Source organism: Spirosoma koreense (assembly GCF_054777875.1).
Window position 1 is genome coordinate 2,364,795 of sequence record NZ_BAAHAC010000022.1, and the last position, 15,741, is coordinate 2,380,535.

Here is a 15,741-nt window from a genome sequence, read left to right on the forward strand (position 1 = left end):
AATATTTTTTTATGAACAAACTTTTCTATCAGGGGAGATACTCCCTGCGAGAGTATCACACACGTGGGTACGTCTGGGCTTTGCCTAAGCTAGCGGGCATTGCGGTTTTGGTAGTCGCTTTTCTGATTACCCAGGTTTCGCTGGCTCAGATTAAACTTACGATTCCGGTTAGCCGCCAGATTGTACAGCGCGATAATAGAAATCAGGCAACCGTGCAGGTGGCGGGCAGTTTTGGTCAGCCGTTAGACGCCGTCGAAGCGCGTGTGATTGCCCGCGCGAATGGGCAGGGGGTCAACACCGACTGGGTGACGATTCAGGCCAACCCGACTAACGGGCAGTTTAACGGGACAATGGTCGTGAAAGGAGGCTGGTATACCGTTCAGGTACGGGGGCGTAGCGGAGGGAATGTCGTTGCGACGGATGAAGTCGATCGGTTCGGGGTTGGGGAAGTGTTTGCTATCATCGGGCACTCCAACGCTCAGGGCTCCGGTTGCTACGTGAACGGGCAGGATGGATGCCCCACGCTGCCGGGTGCCAGTGACGACCGGGTGAATGTCATTGCCGAAGATCAGAACAGCAGCTCATTCCAGCAGTATCTGACAAACTCCGATTCGCAGAACACGGCCGATTCGAAATATTTACCGGGGCTTACCTTCAGTCAGCTGACGCTGACCAGTGGTATGGCTCCGTTCGCCAAAATGCCCTGGCTGTGGGGCCCTATGGGCGATGCGCTGGTGGCTCGTATCAATGTGCCCGTGCTGCTTTATAATGCTGGTTTTGGTGGAACCAACATGCAGCAAACCTACTGGGCAGCCTATAATATTCCGTTTCAGCACTCATTTGTACGGTACGATCTGCGGCAGCCGTACGCCAACCTGCGGAACTTGATGAACCTGTACGTGCCTACGACGGGCATCCGCGCCGTATTGGTTCAGCACGGCGAGAACGACCGCGAAAACCCCACCGATTCGACCCTGAAATACTATCGGAAAGTGATCGACAAGACTCGTCTGGAATTTAATAAGCCCAATCTGGCGTTTATCATTTCGATCTCGTCGTTCTATCTGTACCCAAACCAGAACGTTCGATCGGCGCAGTTTCAGACCATCAACCCCGCTTATAATGCGTTTCAGGGGCCGGATCTGGACAACATCAGCTCGACGGCTGACCGCCCCGACGGAGCCCACTATTCGCAATCGGGTCAGACCAAGGCAGGACAGATGTGGGCCAACTCCATCGTCGATTCGTATTTAACCAACGATATCTCACCCTATCCGGCCGAGCCACAGCCACTGACAAACCTGAGTTGTGCCAGCAATAACCAACTGACGCTTATGCAGCCCAGTGGTTATCAGTCGATCTGGAATACGAATAGCACGGCCAACAGCCTGACGGTTGGGAGCGGCACGTACTCAGCCCGGATTATGAACCCGCAGCATAAAGTGCTGTTTACGGCTCCGGTGGTTGTACCGTCGGTCGTTCAGCCCAGTACGCCGACCATAACGACGCTAAACAACACAAAAGTCATTTGCAAGAGCACGGGTTTAGCGCTTACGTCTTCTTACTCGGGGCCCAACGTTTGGAGCACGGGCGGCACAGCCGCATCGATTATGGCCACCACGCCGGGTGTGTATAGCGTGCAGGCGAAAAATCCTGTTTATGGGTGCCTGTCCGGACCGGTCAGCAATACCATCGGATTGGCTACGACAGCTTTGAAATTGGATCTGCTGAGCAGCCGTAAAGTCGTTGCCATGAACGATACCGTCAGTTATCAGCTTAAGGTGACCAACAACAGCGGGTGCGATGCAGGCGAGATTACTCTCGAAAACCGCCTGCCCCTGAATATGCGGTACGTATCGACAGGAAGCAGCAGCCTCACGCTGATCAATGCCGATGCTTATGGTAACTACAAGATGATCAGCGGCCTGTTTAACAGCATTCCGGCCGGCCAGTCTGTCAGCGCCAAATATGTGGCCCGGCTGACGGCAGCTGGAACGTATATCAATGCCGCCGAAATCATTACCACGACCAACGACGAGGAAGGCGCTTCTCCCGGCAATGGTACCAACAATGGAGAGATCGACGAATCGCGAACAACGGTGCAAACCAGCACAGGATCGCAAACGGTTTATGTATCTCCTAACCCGAATCAGCAGGGCAATACGCAGCCGACCCAGCCGATGCCGGGTGCCAACGAAGCTGATTTAAGCCTGTCACTGCAATCGGTCGATCGAGTCGTAACGGTCGGGCAAATTGTCTCATTTACTATTACCGTCGCCAACCGGGGTAAGCTCACCGCCACGAATGTCAGCGTCGTAGACTTACTGCCGGTGGGGTTGCGCTTTGTCAGCTCTCCCTCCGGCATAAATGCCAACGAAAGCCGGCTAAGTATAGGCCTTAGCGCCATACCGGCCGGAACCGCGATGAGCGTTGAATTTAAAGCACAGGTAACAAGCCAGGGCACCCTGACCAACAGCGCTCAGATTACGGCTTCGGATCAATACGATTCGGACTCGACACCAAACAACGGTTTTGCAAACGGAGAAGACGACCAGGCTACAATCGACTTACGAACGCCTTAGCGAAAGGGATCCGATTAAAATTTGAAGTGATCAATCACATGAAATCAGATACGACAATGAAATTAGTATTCTTTTTCCTGAGCTGGATAGTCCTAATTCCCTGCTGCCAGGCACAGACCGCCCGGCCATCGGGTTATCTGTATAAAGTGGACACTGCCATTCCGGGCAAAACGGTCTTTGTCTGCGGTGAACACCCGTTCAGCGGCAACAGAGCCGTTGTTGGCGGGGGCGATCTGGCGCAGCAGACCCGTCAGGTGTTCGAAAATCTGAAAACTTCACTAGCTACGGTCAACATGACCCTGGATGACGTGGCACAGATGAAATTTAGCGTGAAGAATGCGTCGCCCGAGGTGAACGTTGAGGTAGCGGCCCTGCTGACCAATATCGGCTTGTTCTACTTCAAGAAGATGCCTAAACTGACAGCGGTAAAAAATACGGCCAAAGTGGTGCAGGATGACATCCTGATCGCCATCGAAGTGGTGTCGATAAAATAACACTCACCCGCGAGCGAGTGACTGAACACCCAACCGCCTTCCGTCAACCGATGGAAGGCGGTTGGGTGTTCAGCCGTTGAAGGGTCTGGATCAGCTCGGCCACATCCAGCACCCAGTCGATCGGGGCATGCTGGATGGCCTGCTGCGGCATATAGGCAACCATGGCTGTTTCGGGATTCTGAACGGCCGTCCTGCCGCCCGCCTGTTTGATGGCGATCAGGCCGTTTGTTCCATCCGCGTTGGCTCCTGACAGCAGGATCCCGACCATCGTTGGCCCGTATACCTCGGCCGCCGACTCGAAGGTGACATCGATCGAGGGACGGCTGTAATTTACTTTTTCGGAATCGTCCAGCGAAAAAGTCGCATCCTGCTCAAGCAGCACGTGATAATCGGCCGGAGCCAGGTAAATCGTTCCGGGTACGATACTGTCTTTATCGTCGATTTCCTTAAGCGGCAGGGCCGTCTTTAGCGCAAGCAAATCCGCCAGGGCCGAATCGGACGTGTTCTTGCGATGAACCACAATCACCAGGGAAAACGACAGCGGCACGGGTAAAGCAGGCAATACCTGCATCAGCACGTCGATACTGCCCGTCGAGCCGCCGATGACCACCAGGCTACAGCGTTCCATTATTTTATTTTCCGCCATATCTTCTCGTTCGCCACCTGCCTGAATTTCGACTGAATGGACGAAAACTTCAGAGTTTCTTTAGCGCCCAGCGCCAGATAGCTCAGCTGCCCCAGGCTTTCATCGAACAGGGTCAGCACCCGCTCCTGCAGCGCTTTGTCGAAATAAATCAACACATTCCGGCAAAGGATCAGGTCAAACTCATTGAAAGAACGGTCGGACACCAGATTGTGCGTGGAGAAGACCATCCGCTGTGCCAGCTCGTCATTGAATTTAACGAAGTTGTACTGTGCCGTGTAATACGAGGAAAAGTCGGCCTTCCCACCCGAAAGAATGTAATTTTCGGAATACTGCTTCATGGGGGCCATGGCGAAGATACCCTTGCGGGCAGCTTCCAGCACCTCCGAATTCAGGTCGGTAGCGTACAGCAGCGACTTGTGGAGCAGATTGGCTTCCCGAAGCAGAATCGCCATAGAAAACACTTCTTCGCCCGTCGAGCAGCCTGCGTGCCAGATGCGGATAAAGGGCTTGGCAGCCAGCGTATCCAGTACCTCGGTTCGCAGGGTTTTGTAGAAGAGCGGATCGCGAAACATCTCCGTAACGTTTACCGTCAGTTCTTCCACAAACCGCTTCAGGTAGTCCGGGTCCGACCGGACGCGGTAGCGCAGCTCGGCAAAGCTGGGGAATTTATCTAAAAACAACAGGCGGTTGATCCGTCGCTTCAGGGAGGCTCGGGCGTAATGGGTAAAATCATACCCATGGATATCGAGCAGATCATTCAACAACAAATCCACCTCTTTTTCGTCAATCATGGAATGGTTCTGGTCATTGAGTGGTCATTGATGGGCATGCAGTGGTCATGTATCGTTAAACAATAAATGACAGCCTAATGACTATCAATGACTATTAAATGATCATCAATGACTTTTTTTAAATTTTCGACAACAGTTCCAGCAACCGATCGACGTCGATGGGCTTGGCGATGTATTCCGTAGCCCCCGCCCGCAGGCATTTTTCCCGGTCGCCTACCATAGCCTGAGCCGTGACGGCGAAGACAGGCAGGTCCTGCCGGTTAGGCAGGCTTTTGATCTTTGGAATCGCTTCGTAGCCATCCATTTCCGGCATCATCATGTCAATCAGAACAGCGTCGACGACGGTATCGGTTTGCAGGATGTCCAGGGCCTCCTGCGCATTCAGGCAGGACAGACAGTCGAACGATTTTGCGCGGAGCGTTGCCGTCAGCGCAAAAATGTTTCTGGAATCATCATCGATCACTAAGACTCTTTTTTTAGCCATGATGTTAAGAAATTAAGCCCGTTCGTATAGCCAGACTCGTAATAAAGACACCAGCTGATCGATGTCGACAGGTTTGGTAATGTAGTCCGACGCACCGGCCTGGATGCATTTTTCGCGGTCGCCGGTCATCGCTTTGGCCGTGACGGCAATTACCGGCAGGCTTTTCCACTGGTAGTTTTCGCGGATCTTCCGGGCTGTCTCATAGCCATCCATCTGCGGCATCATCATGTCCAGCAACACAATGTCGATGTCGGGATGCTCGCTTAATTTCTGCAGCGCTTCTTTGCCGTCCAGCGCGGCAATCACCGTCATGTTGTATTGTTCGAGCGCTTTGGAAAGCGAGAAAATGTTGCGCACATCGTCGTCGGCCACCAGCACGGTCTTATTGGTCAGCACCTGGCTCAGCCCCCGCAATTTTTTGGGGCCACCGTTGTTGCTTTCCGCCTGTTTGTTTTCTTCGACCAGGTGCAGAAAGAGCGACACTTCGTCGAGCATACGCTGGTACGAATGCGCCGTTTTGACGATGATCGAGTCGGCGTACTTCTTTATTTTCAGTTCTTCCGACATGGACAAACTCTTGCCGGTAAAGATGATGATGGGCAGCGTTTCGAGTCCCGGATTTTTTCGGGCTTCTTCGAGGGTTTCGTAGGCTTTGTTGTCCGGCACGCCCATGTCCAGAATAACGCAGTCCACTTCCTTGCGCTTCAGGGCGTCGATACCTTCGGAAATGCTGCTCTTCAGTTCGGAGGTGATATTGAAACTTTCCAGGAAGTAACCCAGAGCTTTGGCGTGTTTGGGGTTATCTTCGATGATCAGCACCTTCTTGTGGTCGCGGTTGATGACGTACTCGATCTTTTTGAAGACTTCCTGCATCTGTTCATACGCCATTGGCTTATCGACGAAATCGACAGCTCCTTTCATCAGGCTTTCCGTTTTGAGCTTGTGCGACGACATGATATGGACCGGAATCGGGCGGGTGTGCGGATCGGCTTTCAGGGCATCCATGACTTCCCAGCCGCTCATGACCGGCAACTGAATATCCAGCAGAATCCCCTGTGGTTTGTAGAGCGAAGCCAGCTTGAGGCCTTCGTCGCCCCGCACGGCTACGATGCCTTTGTAACCCTTCCGGCGGGCGTAGTCGAGCAGCGATTTGGCGAAGTTCGTATCATCTTCGATGATCAGAATCACTTTGTCCGGCTCCGAAATGCTTTTCCGGTCGTCGGGAACCGGTTCGGGAATCGTCGTGCTGATGTACTTATCGGGAACAAATCGGCTCGGTGCTGCCATGTCGGCGGGCGGCTGCTCAACGGCCGGGCTGGCGGCTGTTTCGGTCGGCTCGACCCGTTTCGACCCGTCCGCCGGTAGCTGTACCGTAAACTCGCTGCCCTCATTCACCTGGCTGGTCAGGGTGATCTGACCGCCCAGTAGTTTCGTTAGTTCGCGGCTAATGGACAGCCCCAGGCCCGTGCCACCGTATTTGCGTTTGGTCGAGCCATCGGCCTGCTGGAAGGCTTCGAAGATCAGCGGCTGTTTGTCGACCGGAATGCCGATGCCCGTATCCCGAACGATGAAGCAAAGCGTGTTGGCAGCAAGGGCGTGTTTACGGATCGTCAGGGTAACCCTGCCGGTTGCCGTAAACTTGAGGGCGTTCGATAACAGGTTCTTCAGAATCTGTCCCAGCCGCATCTTGTCGGTTTCGATGAGCGTTGGTACGTTTGGCTCCACAACAATGGAGAAATCCAGCCCTTTTTCGTTGGCCTGTACGCCGAACAGCGCCCGAAGTTCGTCAGCAACGTCGCCGATCGCTACCGTCTGGTAATCCAGTTTCATCTGCCCGGCTTCAATTTTAGACAGATCCAGGATTTCGTCGATCAGCCCCAGCAGCCCGTTGCCCGATGACTGAATCACTTTGGCGTATTCAATCTGCTCGCTGTTGAGGGTGTCGTCGTTGTTTTCGGCCAGCAGCCGGCTCAGTAGTAGAATCGAGTTGAGGGGCGTGCGCAGCTCGTGCGACATGTTGGCCAGAAACTCCGACTTATAGCGGGTGGCCAGCTCCAGCTCGTCGGCTTTCTTCTGAATCTCGTCGTTTTTCTCCTCCAGCAGCAAACTGCGCTCTTCCAGCTCGGTGTTGGTTTGCTGCAATTCTTCCTGCTGAACCCGCAACTCCTCTTCCGAAGCCTGGAGCTTCTGGGCCTGCATTTCCAGTTCTTCGTTCAGGGTTTCGAGCTCGTTATGCTGCGCCTGCAACTCCTCCGACTGCGCCTGGGTTTCTTCCAGGAAGTTCTGCAGCTTGAGGTAATCCAGCGCTGCGTTGACGTTGATTGCCATCGCTTCGAGATTGCGCTCAAGGAAGATCAGCGACAGCGGATCGGGTGTGCGCAGGAAACCCAGTTCGAGCGCACCCACGCAGGTATTCCCGTATACCAGCGGAGCCACCACGATCGTCGTCGGCAGCGCATCTCCGAGCGACGAGCTCACCCGGCTGTAATCGGCCGGGATGTCCTGAACGATAATGGTTTTTTTGCGTTCGATGGCCTGGCCCACCAGCCCTTCGCCAGCCTGCACATAAGCAGGTGCCTGCTGGGCCGCATAGCTGCCCGCCAGCCTGTAGCGGGTGTCGTGGTCGAGCAGGTAGATCGTGCCCAGGGGTGCATCAACATAACCGGCAATGGCGTCGAGCAGATGCGTACCTACTTTTTTCAGATCCCGCTCACCCCGAATCGCATCGCTGAGCCTGACGGCCCCGGCCTGTAGCCAGTTCTGGTTATTCAGGTCCGTAAATGTTTGTTCGAGCGACGCGGTCATCTGGTTCAGGGCTTTCCCAATACGCCCCAGGTCGTCGTCCTGCGTGTCGGTACTTCGCACGGAATAGTCGCCCCCGGCAACCTCTTGGGTGATGTCTTCCATAACCGCAATGCGTTTGCTGGTTTCATGGTACCTGGCTTCATCGGCTATCTGCTTCGCCAGGCGGTCCTGCATGTCCCGTTTGATGCGCAGGTAAGTCAGCCCCGTGATCAGCATGGAGATAATGGCCGCAATGACCAGCAGGAAGGGCGTATAGCGGATGTAGATCTGCTGCTGTTCGGTGCGGGTTTTCAGCAGATCTTCCTCTTCGGCTTTCAACTGACTGATCACGATCCGGAGTTCATCCATCACGCGTTTGCCCCGCACCATTTCCCGGTGCCGTTCGACGGTGTCGCGCAGAAATGCCCGGTTGCGGTTCACCAGGTCGACCACTCGCTGCATCTGCGTAAATTTTGCTTCATACAGCGCCTTCACGCGGTCCAGGTTTTTCTCCTGAGCCGGATTGTCGTGGGTTAGCTGACGAAGATGGGCATAACTGCCCGTTACCTTTTCGAAACTGCCGTTATACGGTTGTAAAAACAGCGGATCGAGCGTGACCAGGTACCCACGCTGGCCCGTCTCGGCATCTTTCATCGCCGAAATGATATTCTCCGCTTCGATGAGCACCTGGTTGGTATGGTTGACCAGTTCGGAATTGCTGATCAGCTTCTGAATACTGTAAAACGAGGCAGTCAGGCTGATCAGCAACAGCAGTGTCGAAAGCGAGAAAACAATCTGAAGCTGCCGGATGACCGAGTTGGTAGATTTTTGTGGCATATGTCGCTAGTTAACTTGTTTGACCGGGAGCACGAGGATGAAACGGGCTCCTTCGCCCACCTGGCTGTGCGCCCAAATAAGGCCGTGGTGCTTGTCGATATTCTTTTTGGCGATCGCTAAGCCGATGCCGGTGCCTTCGTAGCTGCCATGGTTGTGCAGCCGCTGGAAAATGACGAAAATACGGTCCAGGAATTTTTCATCGAACCCAATGCCGTTGTCCTGAACCACGACCCGGCAAAACGCTCCCTGAGGGGAGGGAGACGACTCCAGCTCTTTGCTGTCAATCCGTTCGCCCCGAATCGTGATGACGGGGGGCACACCGGGTTTTACGAACTTGAGCGCGTTGCTGATCAGGTTCTGAAAGACCTGCCGCATCCGGCTGGGCATGGTGTCGATGATCGGTAGGGTATCGATGGTAACGGTAGCACCTGTGCGGCTGATGGCGTCGTCGAAGTCCAGCAGCAGTTCGGCCAGCAGCGCGTTGAGGTCCGTAGACTGATACGTCTCCGTGATTGACAGCCGCGAATAAGCCAGCAAGTCGTTGATCAGGGCCGACATGCGGGCCGACGATCGGATGGAACGTTCAAGGTAAGAAACCGCGTCGGGATTGTCTTTGAGGAATTTCTCCTTGATGGTGTCGTTGAGCAACTGAATTTTGCGGAGCGGTTCTTTCAGATCGTGCGAAACCACCCACGTAAACTGTTGCAGCTCGTGGTTGGTCCGCTCCAGTTCCGTGTTTTTCAGCAGGAGTTCGTTGGTTCGTAGCTCGACCTGTTGTTCCAGCAGTTCGGCCGCCTGCTTCTGGGGGTGAATGTCGGTAAAGGTGCCGATCCAGCGCACCAGCACCTCCTGCTTCCGGATGGGCAATACCCGTAGCAGATGATAGCGGTAATCGTCGGTCAGCAACGCGCGCAGACGAACCTCGCGGCTAAACTCCGTACCGCTGGCCAGCGCCTGTTGCCAGTCGGTCCAGGTTGCATCTTCCGGATGCGTGTCGGGAAACGCTTTCGGGTTGGTCGAATACTGAAACCAGTGCTGATTGACGTATTCGAGCTGGCCGTCTGGCGCAACGGTAAAGGCCATCTGGGGCAGCGACGAAAGCAGCGTCTGCAGGTCCTGCACCCGGGCGGCCAGCTCTTCCTGCGCCTGCCGACGCACGTCGATTTCTTTGCGGAGCGAATCCTGCGTAGCCCGGAGCTCCTGTTGCTGTTCGTAAAGCCGATGCAGGGTTTTGACCTTCAGTACCAGAATATCCGGATCGACCGGCTTGGTCAGGTAATCGACGCCACCGGACGTATAGCCTTTGGTGATGAATTTTTTCTCGGTGTTGATGGCCGACAGGAAAATGATAGACGTGTCGCGTGCTTTGCTGAATCCGGAAATGGCATTGGCAACTTCAAACCCATCCATACCGGGCATCTGGACGTCGAGAATAATGACGGCGTAATCGGTTTTAAGGACTTTTTTCAGCGCTTCTTCCCCCGATCCGGCCGTATCGACCGAGAAACGGTGCAATTCAAGAATCTTTTTGAGCGGAACAATATTCTCGGGCCTATCATCAACGAGCAGAATCATGGAAGGCAATCAGTTAAAACGTCGAGTCGTTCTGCCAGCATGGCTTCAGACTACCGGGTATAAAACGAGTTTTGGGTTGAAAAAAGATGCGTTCTGGCAAATCTGGTCGTGAAGATAAAACAGGAAGGCAGGTGCATCCAAATTGCCCGCTTTTACGGCTTCTAAATCAACTGCCCGGTAGGGGCGTTTGTCCGTAACCCGTTAGGCCGTCAGTGAACGCCGGAAATTGCCAATTTGCACCAAAGCATGCCAATTGTTGAGGGATATGGGCTTTGCTGCCGTATTTTCTGCTAAAAACGTGTAGTTTTACCGTATATCATTCAGCCTCATACCTCTACGCTACCATGTCTACCCGCCGAAACTTCTTCCGCCAGTCCGCAGCGGCCGCCACCGGCGCCCTGACGCTGCCTTCGTTTTTACCCGAAACCTTCGCTCAGCCGATCACATCGGCCGACGCCGGACTGAAATCGGCGGCCGAATGGGCTAGCGACGAGGATTTCTGGTCGTGGGTCAAATCTGAGTATACGGTGTCGCCGACGCTGCTCAACCTCAACAACGGCGGGGTCTGCCCGCAACCCAAAGTGGTGCAGGATGCCCACATCCGGTTTTATCAGTACAGCAACGAAGCGCCTTCCTACTACATGTGGCGGATTCTGGACCAGGGCCGCGAAGCCCTGCGCGAAAAACTGGCCGATCTGGGTGGGTGCTCGGCCGAAGAAATTGCTATCAACCGCAACGCAACGGAAGGGCTGAACACGGTTATTTTTGGGCTCAACCTGAAAGCGGGTGATGAGGTGGTGCTGACAAAACAGGATTACCCGAACATGCTCAACGCCTGGAAACAGCGCGAAAAACGCGACGGAATCAAGCTGGTGTATCTGAACCTGGACCTGCCCAGCGAGAACGCCGATGCGCTGGCCGAGCAGTACGTCCGGGCGTTTACGCCCCGCACCAAAGTGGTCCACGTGACCCACATGATCAACTGGATTGGTCAGGTGATGCCCGTCCGGAAAATTGCCGACGAAGCCCACAAACGCGGGATCGAGGTCATTGCCGACGGCGCACACTCGTTTGCGCTCTTCGACTTTAAAATCCCCGACCTCGGTGCCGATTATTATGCTACCAGCCTGCACAAATGGCTCTGCGCACCGTTTGGCAGCGGTATGTTATACATCAGACAGAACAAAATCCGCAACGTGTGGGCACTGCTGTCCAACAACGAACCCGACGGCCCCGACATTCGTAAATTCGAAAGCCTGGGTACCCGCTCGTTTGCGTCGGAAATGGCGATCGGAACGGCCGTCGATTTTCATAACAGTATCGGCAGTGCGCGTAAATTTGCGCGGGCGCATTACCTCAAAAATTACTGGATGGAGAAAGTGCGGGAACTACCGGGGGTGAAAATCCACACCTCACTGAAACTCGAATTTGCCGGTGCTGTCGGCTTGTTTTCCATCGACGGGATGAAGACCAGTGAAGTGGACGGGCAGTTGCTGAACAAATATAAAATCCACACGACGGGCATCGACTGGGAGAACATCCACGGGGTTCGGGTAACGCCCCACGTGTATCACTCGCCCAAAGACCTCGACCGGCTGGTGGCGGCCATCACGGAAATGTCGCAGAAACAGGCTATTGCCAGTAAGAAAAAAAGTTAAGGGATAGCGGCCGGTACCGCGGACATATATGGATCAACTGAATTGGGGAATTATCGGCTGCGGAGACGTATGTGAGATCAAAAGCGGACCGGCCTTTTCAAAAATACCACATTCCAGCCTGGTGGCAGTGATGCGCCGGGATGCCGAAAAAGCCGCCGATTACGCCCGGCGACACAACGTTCTAACCTGGTACGACGATGCCGACGCGCTCATCAACGACCCGGACGTCAATGCAATTTATATCGCCACTCCGCCCGGCAGTCATACCGATTATGCCATTCGGGCGATGCGGGCGGGTAAGCCGGTCTATGTCGAGAAACCGATGGCCCGAAACGCGGCCGAATGCGAAGCCATGAACCAGGTGAGCCGCGAAACGGGTGTGCCGCTGTTCGTGGCGTTTTACCGCCGGGCGTTACCGTATTTCCTGAAAATCAAAGAGCTGATCAACCAGGGGGCCATTGGTGATGTCCGCTATGTTCGGGTACAACTGAACTGGCAGCCCTACGCCGAAGAAGTGAGCGAAACCCCTAAACCCGGCTGGCGGGTATCGCCGGAAATTTCGGGCGGAGGGCATTTTCATGACCTGGCTTCGCACCAGTTCGATTTTCTGGAATTCGCGCTGGGACCGATCAAAACCGCCCGCGGGATCGCCCGCAATCAGGCTGGCTTATACGAGGCCGACGACATTGTGGTAGGTCTGTTCGAATTTGAGTCGGGGGTGCTGGGCACCGGAAGCTGGTGCTATACGGTCAACAAAGAACAGCGCATCGACGAAACGCAGCTCATTGGCTCCAGGGGGAAAATCTCGTTTTCGTTTTTCGAGAACTATCACATCACGCTGGAAACTGCAGCGGGAAGGGAGGAGATTGTGGTTCCTTTTCCGGAGCACGTGCAGCAGCCGCTCATCGAGTCGATTGTGGCCGAACTGCGGGGCGAAGGCAAATGCCCCAGTACGGGCGAAACGGGCGCCCGGTCTAGCTGGATTCTGGATCGGTTGACGGGTGCCTGAACCAGATGACGAGGGCACCGAGCCAGCTCATCAGCAGCCAGGCACCGACGGGTAGCCCGAACATGATTAGCAGCAGCCCGCCGATGAAGCTGACAAATACACCCGATAACCAGCGTTCGGGCAGAACATTGTAGCCATAGGCCAGGCTGTGCATCAGCAGCAGCCATCCCCAACCGGCTAACCAGAGCCAGCTAATGTAGCTGAGTGAAATCGCCGTTGGGCAATTGCGCAGCAGAATCAGCAGTTCGGGCAACCAGATTAAGCCGTAGGTTAGCGCATAACGACCAAACCGTTGGCGCTTCGACAGGGGCAGGTTGAACAAAAACAGCAGGTACTGCCGCTCGAAGGCGCTTACCTGTCCGCCTACCTGTGAATGACCCAGCACGGCCAGTAGCAGGCCAATCAGCAGCAACCGCTGGTCGTAGTCGTCGGTGGGGTAGAGCCGGCAGACGCCTGCCAGCAACAAGCCGGAAAATACCTTTGTCAGCACCAGAGAAAGCGGCTCCTGCCGAAGCCAGTAAGTCGGAAAAAAGAGGGGGTAAGGCAGGTCGAACCCGGCCGTGGGCAACTGAACCGTATCGGGATTCGGGTGACGCAGGCGGTGGTCGTTCAGCCACGCACCCAGGCCAGTCAGGCTAAGCATCATTACCACAACAGCGCTGAACGAGGCCCACTGCTGAAGTCGGCCCGCGATGGCCAGCATCCAGCCAGCGTACGCCATGATTGGGAACAGTAAAGATGTCTGAACGGCCAGCCACAGCAGCCAGCGGGTAGGCGTGGGCACCAACCAGAGCGCCTGCACGAACCGATGTTCGGGAGCGGTCAGTAGCTGCCGGACGAAGCTAACCGTTTTCAGCAGGTACAGGCTCCAGAGCCCAAACACGAGTGCCAGTAGAAAAGGTGAACCCAGGATGGCGGTGATGAGCGCTTCGTGTTCGCTGGCTCGTAAAAACCCGAACGCTAGTAGAATAACGACCAGAAACGTACCTGCGTTTTGGGTATAGAAAGACCGCACGAAAATTTTGTTCAGCAGCGTCAGCATCGGCGAAGTCAGCGTACGGATGAAATTACCCCATTCCCTACCTGCCAGATACTGGTCAGCGGGAGACCCGTCAGGCTAATGTCCTGGTGTGAAGTCAGCAGAAACGAGACGTCCTGCCCAGTACGAAGCTGGTCGATGTAAGTGAAGAGATTGGCCGACGTGGCAACGTCCAGTGTGGTCAGCGGTTCGTCCAGCAAAACAAGCCGGGGCGCACCCAGCAGCGCCAGCAGCAGCGATACTTTCTTGAGCATGCCGCTTGAAAACGTACCGGTCGGCTTCGTCCAGAACGACGTTATGCCCAGCACCTCGATCAGTTGCTCCAACTGGCCCGCCGGAGCCTGCTTGGCCTGGCCGACAAAACCGGCCAGTTCACGCGGTGTCAGAAAGGTCGGGTAGATCGGTTCGGCTTCGGCATAGTTGACCCGCATCCGGTACGGTACGGGATCGCGGTTGATTTCGTACTGGTTGTCCAGCATAATTTTCCCCGAAAATGGCAGTAAACCCGCTACTGTACGAAAAAACGTCGTTTTGCCGGAGCCGTTGCCGCCCTGGAAATAATGAATGCCCGATGGTAACAGCAATTCGGGGACCGTCAGGACCGGTTGTCCGTTGTAGGCTTTCGTAAGGTTGGTGACCGTGAGCAAGGAACAGGAATTAACGACTGGTACGAGAAAGGACAAAATTGGTTATCATCACTCTCGACAACAAGCCACTAACCCGCCATCATCGACCATTTATCATTTTTTTCTGACCCACCGGCTCAACGCGTCAGCGAACGGATGAGGGCTGGCTGCTTTTTCGCCCGAAGCCAGACCGAATGAGGAGGATGGCAATCAGCCAGAAAAAGGCAGGCATCAGCACCTGTCTATAATCGGGTGCATACTCCACTGACATCGCATCATCCAGCGAAGGGCTGTACACGGCCTGCAGCATATCGTTCGGCTTCCGGGTCTCAAAATCGTCGTCGCTGATCGGGATGATCCGTTCCTGTTGCTGGTATTGAACCTTGGCGGAGTATTCGTACCAGGGAAACAGATCGTCGCTCTGCTGACGCCCAACAGCCTCCCGAGTCGTGTGCAGTACCCGAGCTGCGACCGGTTGCCCTGTGGACTTTAAACGCTGGTAGTAATGATAATACTGATAAGTGTCGTAGGTGAAAAACAAAGCCGCCAACAGCAACTCGATGCACAGCACCAGCCGGGCGATATGCTGCAGAAATGGTAGCGGAACGACGGATACGATGAGGCCGGAAGCGAGAAAAAACGTGACGCTTGCCAGCAGAATACAGAAGAACAAGACCTGATGCTCGGCACTGAAATCCCGGATCGATGTCCAGGTCACCAGTCGCGACTTTCGGATCGACGAGTCCGCACGAACCAGGCGACGGGCCTGCCGGAACGCATCGTAATCCGGATGGTACAGCAGCGAAACCCGGTCTCCTGCGCTGATATATGCCGAATCGACCACATACCGGGTCGTGTACTCTTTCCCGCGATAGCGGAAGCTCAGGTAAGCTGTGCGGCTCATGATATCCCGCCACGACCGCTGGCTGTAGTCGGCATGGTCGACCGTCACCGTCATTCGTCGACCCTGTTGAAAAAACCGATTTTCCTGCTTCAGATCCTGATAATACGTCCAGGCCCCCCAGGTGATTACGCCCAGCACCCCGGTTAAAATCAGTGACAGAACAAAGCTGTAAAGTCGGCCTAAAGTTGCGAAGAACTGATTCACCAGTAGTGGAGCCTGCCAGAATGACCAGAAACACAGGCGTACCAAAGGTAAGCCGGCCCAACCGGTAACGGTCGAGGTATTTTGTAAACGGTCGAAAACGGGATCGAG

12 protein-coding genes are annotated in these 15,741 nt (G+C 54.9%); 4 read left to right on the forward strand and 8 right to left on the reverse strand.

Going from position 1 to position 15,741, the window contains the following annotated elements; all coding sequences use genetic code 11:
- Positions 1–11 precede the first annotated feature (11 nt).
- On the forward strand, positions 12–2,582 hold the full coding sequence (locus ACYVC2_RS23310; RefSeq protein ID WP_461106265.1) for a sialate O-acetylesterase: 2,571 nt from the start codon (positions 12–14) through the stop codon (positions 2,580–2,582).
- A 56-nt stretch (positions 2,583–2,638) separates the two neighbouring features.
- Positions 2,639–3,076: a RidA family protein gene (locus ACYVC2_RS23315; RefSeq protein WP_461106267.1), complete on the forward strand. Its 438-nt coding sequence runs from the start codon at positions 2,639–2,641 to the stop codon at positions 3,074–3,076.
- A gap of 43 nt (positions 3,077–3,119) precedes the next feature.
- On the opposite strand, the gene ACYVC2_RS23320 is transcribed toward ACYVC2_RS23315, so the two are convergent.
- The 5 genes from ACYVC2_RS23320 to ACYVC2_RS23340 all read right to left on the reverse strand — a co-directional run bounded on the left by ACYVC2_RS23320 (position 3,120) and on the right by ACYVC2_RS23340 (position 10,193).
- A complete protein-coding gene (locus tag ACYVC2_RS23320; protein WP_461106269.1) occupies positions 3,120–3,704 on the reverse strand; it encodes a chemotaxis protein CheB in 585 nt (194 codons plus the stop codon).
- Entirely contained in the window at positions 3,704–4,513 is an 810-nt protein-coding gene (locus ACYVC2_RS23325; protein WP_461106271.1) for a CheR family methyltransferase, read from the reverse strand. Before ACYVC2_RS23325 ends, ACYVC2_RS23320 begins: the two co-directional genes overlap by 1 nt.
- A 118-nt stretch (positions 4,514–4,631) precedes the next feature.
- A complete protein-coding gene (locus ACYVC2_RS23330; protein ID WP_461106273.1) occupies positions 4,632–4,997 on the reverse strand; it encodes a response regulator in 366 nt (121 codons plus the stop codon).
- A 12-nt stretch (positions 4,998–5,009) separates the two neighbouring features.
- Positions 5,010–8,618, reverse strand: coding sequence for a response regulator (locus tag ACYVC2_RS23335; protein ID WP_461106275.1), 3,609 nt, complete (start codon positions 8,616–8,618; stop codon positions 5,010–5,012).
- A gap of 6 nt (positions 8,619–8,624) precedes the next feature.
- A complete protein-coding gene (locus ACYVC2_RS23340; RefSeq protein ID WP_461106277.1) occupies positions 8,625–10,193 on the reverse strand; it encodes a hybrid sensor histidine kinase/response regulator in 1,569 nt (522 codons plus the stop codon).
- Positions 10,194–10,537: 344 nt separating this feature from the next.
- Between ACYVC2_RS23340 and ACYVC2_RS23345 the strand changes: the two genes are divergently transcribed.
- On the forward strand, positions 10,538–11,851 hold the full coding sequence (locus ACYVC2_RS23345; RefSeq protein ID WP_461106279.1) for an aminotransferase class V-fold PLP-dependent enzyme: 1,314 nt from the start codon (positions 10,538–10,540) through the stop codon (positions 11,849–11,851).
- 28 nt (positions 11,852–11,879) lie between these two features.
- Positions 11,880–12,860, forward strand: a complete 981-nt coding sequence (locus ACYVC2_RS23350) for a Gfo/Idh/MocA family protein (protein ID WP_461106281.1) — start codon at positions 11,880–11,882, stop codon at positions 12,858–12,860.
- Here ACYVC2_RS23350 and ACYVC2_RS23355 read toward each other — a convergent pair.
- The 3 genes from ACYVC2_RS23355 to ACYVC2_RS23365 all read right to left on the reverse strand — a co-directional run bounded on the left by ACYVC2_RS23355 (position 12,826) and on the right by ACYVC2_RS23365 (position 15,678).
- The gene (locus tag ACYVC2_RS23355; protein WP_461106283.1) at positions 12,826–13,902 is read right to left on the reverse strand and encodes a hypothetical protein; all 1,077 of its coding nucleotides are present in this window, start codon (positions 13,900–13,902) and stop codon (positions 12,826–12,828) included. The genes ACYVC2_RS23350 and ACYVC2_RS23355 overlap by 35 nt on opposite strands.
- Positions 13,903–13,910: 8 nt before the next feature.
- On the reverse strand, positions 13,911–14,546 hold the full coding sequence (locus tag ACYVC2_RS23360) for an ABC transporter ATP-binding protein (protein WP_461106285.1): 636 nt from the start codon (positions 14,544–14,546) through the stop codon (positions 13,911–13,913).
- Positions 14,547–14,670: 124 nt separating this feature from the next.
- Entirely contained in the window at positions 14,671–15,678 is a 1,008-nt protein-coding gene (locus ACYVC2_RS23365; RefSeq protein WP_461106287.1) for a hypothetical protein, read from the reverse strand.
- Between the last annotated feature and the right edge of the window lie 63 nt (positions 15,679–15,741).

Bases quoted from the DNA above. Each gene is read 5' to 3' on its own strand.
- ACYVC2_RS23310 (WP_461106265.1), top strand. From the start codon at position 12: ATGAACAAACTTTTCTATCAGGGGAGATACTCCCTGCGAGAGTATCAC.
- ACYVC2_RS23315 (WP_461106267.1), top strand. From the start codon at position 2,639: ATGAAATTAGTATTCTTTTTCCTGAGCTGGATAGTCCTAATTCCCTGC.
- ACYVC2_RS23320 (WP_461106269.1), bottom strand. From the start codon at position 3,704: ATGGAACGCTGTAGCCTGGTGGTCATCGGCGGCTCGACGGGCAGTATC.
- ACYVC2_RS23325 (WP_461106271.1), bottom strand. From the start codon at position 4,513: ATGATTGACGAAAAAGAGGTGGATTTGTTGTTGAATGATCTGCTCGAT.
- ACYVC2_RS23330 (WP_461106273.1), bottom strand. From the start codon at position 4,997: ATGGCTAAAAAAAGAGTCTTAGTGATCGATGATGATTCCAGAAACATT.
- ACYVC2_RS23335 (WP_461106275.1), bottom strand. From the start codon at position 8,618: ATGCCACAAAAATCTACCAACTCGGTCATCCGGCAGCTTCAGATTGTT.
- ACYVC2_RS23340 (WP_461106277.1), bottom strand. From the start codon at position 10,193: ATGATTCTGCTCGTTGATGATAGGCCCGAGAATATTGTTCCGCTCAAA.
- ACYVC2_RS23345 (WP_461106279.1), top strand. From the start codon at position 10,538: ATGTCTACCCGCCGAAACTTCTTCCGCCAGTCCGCAGCGGCCGCCACC.
- ACYVC2_RS23350 (WP_461106281.1), top strand. From the start codon at position 11,880: ATGGATCAACTGAATTGGGGAATTATCGGCTGCGGAGACGTATGTGAG.
- ACYVC2_RS23355 (WP_461106283.1), bottom strand. From the start codon at position 13,902: ATGCTGACGCTGCTGAACAAAATTTTCGTGCGGTCTTTCTATACCCAA.